Source organism: Aliivibrio sp. S10_S31, assembly GCF_014694495.1.
GTDB classification, from domain to species: Bacteria; Pseudomonadota; Gammaproteobacteria; order Enterobacterales; family Vibrionaceae; genus Aliivibrio; species Aliivibrio fischeri.
This window is the reverse complement of sequence record NZ_JAAUWR010000058.1, coordinates 1-1,817: the sequence shown is the minus strand read 5'-3', so window position 1 is coordinate 1,817 and position 1,817 is coordinate 1. Positions and strand designations below refer to the sequence as shown.

Below are 1,817 nucleotides of genomic sequence, written 5' to 3'. Positions count from 1 at the left end.
AAATTAAAATCAGGGCTTAGAAAATCTTGGCGGGGCAGTTCTTTTCTAAGTTGACCAAGCCGAAAGTAAGCACGCACAACAATCGCATCAACACGATTTATTACATTCGGCGTTCTGGGTTTGTCTTGGCTTTCGTGATTAAAACGGTTAATTCAGGTTGGTTTGCATGGTAATAAACGTGTTATGCCAGCGTTATCTCTCTTAATGATTTCAAGGAGTTAATCGTGGAGTTCATAATTGTAGAGTTACAACTTCTAGCCTTGATAGGTATTGGGTGCTTATTCTTATTTCGAAAATACTTATTTTCGTATTCGTCTGAAAAGGGAAAGAATTTAGCCACAAAAGAAGATATTGAAGAAATTACAAGAAAAGTTGAAAGTACAAAAAATGAGTATATTTCTGACATTGAACGTCTGAAAGTTGATTTAGCATTACTTTCAAGAAAACATGATATTTTACTTGATGAGAAAATTAGGGTGTTTAAAAAACTTCAAAAGAGGCTTGTTGATTTTAAGAAATACTGTGAAGCCGCTCTTGGTTCGTATGATTGCCGTGGAGAATTTCATCCAAATTTAGAGGTTTTGGATGAAAATATAGATAAGTCTACTTTGCTTCATATCACTGCATTACATGAAATTATGCAAAAGGACTTCATCTTCCTCTCAGATAAATCTAAAGAAATACTTACAGAGTTGGAGCGTAATTGTTCGATAATGTGCAGTATGGAGCTTGCAATTTGTTGTAATCAAGATGATTTAGAGCTAATTAAAAGTACGGCTTCAACATATAAATCAGCAATGCTTAACATCGATAAGTGCTTACAAAGTCTATATGAAGAGCTTAAATTTCCAACTAAATAAAAAGAAAGATAACAAATGCATCAACACGATTTGCTACATTCGGCATTCTAGATTGTCTTTTGGTTTACCGTATTAAGTGGTAAATTTAGGCTTAATCTGCATAGTAGCAAACGTGTTATGCAGGCGTTAAACCGCCATGGTCAAATCCTGTGCATCGCTTTTTTGTATACGTCGCTGCGTTCTCTTTTGCCAACAGCTAAAACGGTGACAATTATTACGTCATCTTCAACTTTGTATACTAATCGGTAACCAGACTGACGTAGCTTAATTTTGTATAAATTATCCGCGCCTGATAGCTTTGACGCAGGAACGTGAGGATTATCTAAGCGTTCTAATAGTTTTTTCTTAAATTGCTCACGAAGCGTTGAACCTAGTTTATTCCATTCTTTATATGCGCTCTTTTTGAAATCTAACTTATAAGTCATGGATGTTTACCGAAATAGTTTCTTCATTCTCTCGTTCTGCGGCAAGAGATAATAGTTCTAGATCTTCAACTCGATCCATCAAAAGTTCATAAGCTTCAGCTGGTACACAATAAAATGCAGGCTCATTTCTGTTTAGTACAGCAACAGCTTCGCCATAAGCACTTGAAGCAACTTTCATTGGGTTAGCTTTAAACTCGGTAATACTTGCTGCAACATCAGCTAAAATTCTAGTAGTCATAACGGTCTCTAATTAGGTTGATTATTCGGTCATTATAGCGTGTCATTGCGGTTTAACAAAGCAATCAACACGATTTATTACATTCGGCGTTGTAGGTTTGTCTTTGGTTTCGGTGTTTAAGGCAGTAAAATTCAGCTAAGTCGTCGTAGTAATAAACGTGTTATTGCGGCGTTGTGCGTACTGAGTCCGAAATTTTTTGCACGGTTCATCAATAGGATCGCGGCTTTCGTAGTTTCGGCTTAGTAAGCGTGAATTTCTTCTTTGTTGCCTTTTGGTTTTCATTTCATCAGGTTC

The 1,817-nt window shown here is 36.2% G+C and carries 3 protein-coding genes; 1 reads left to right on the top strand and 2 read right to left on the bottom strand.

What is annotated here, in order from left to right:
* The first annotated feature begins 224 nt into the window (after nt 1-224).
* Nucleotides 225-860, top strand: a complete 636-nt coding sequence (locus HC728_RS19485) for a hypothetical protein (protein WP_190395962.1) — start codon at nt 225-227, stop codon at nt 858-860.
* Between the two features lie 140 nt (nt 861-1,000).
* On the opposite strand, the gene HC728_RS19480 is transcribed toward HC728_RS19485, so the two are convergent.
* Both HC728_RS19480 and HC728_RS19475 read right to left on the bottom strand, forming a co-directional pair.
* The gene (locus HC728_RS19480) at nt 1,001-1,285 is read right to left on the bottom strand and encodes a type II toxin-antitoxin system RelE/ParE family toxin (RefSeq protein ID WP_190395961.1); all 285 of its coding nucleotides are present in this window, start codon (nt 1,283-1,285) and stop codon (nt 1,001-1,003) included.
* Nucleotides 1,275-1,523 carry a type II toxin-antitoxin system Phd/YefM family antitoxin gene (locus tag HC728_RS19475; RefSeq protein ID WP_045103969.1) on the bottom strand — a complete coding sequence of 83 codons (249 nt, stop codon included), beginning with the start codon at nt 1,521-1,523 and terminating at the stop codon, nt 1,275-1,277. Before HC728_RS19475 ends, HC728_RS19480 begins: the two co-directional genes overlap by 11 nt.
* Nucleotides 1,524-1,817: the final 294 nt, after the last annotated feature.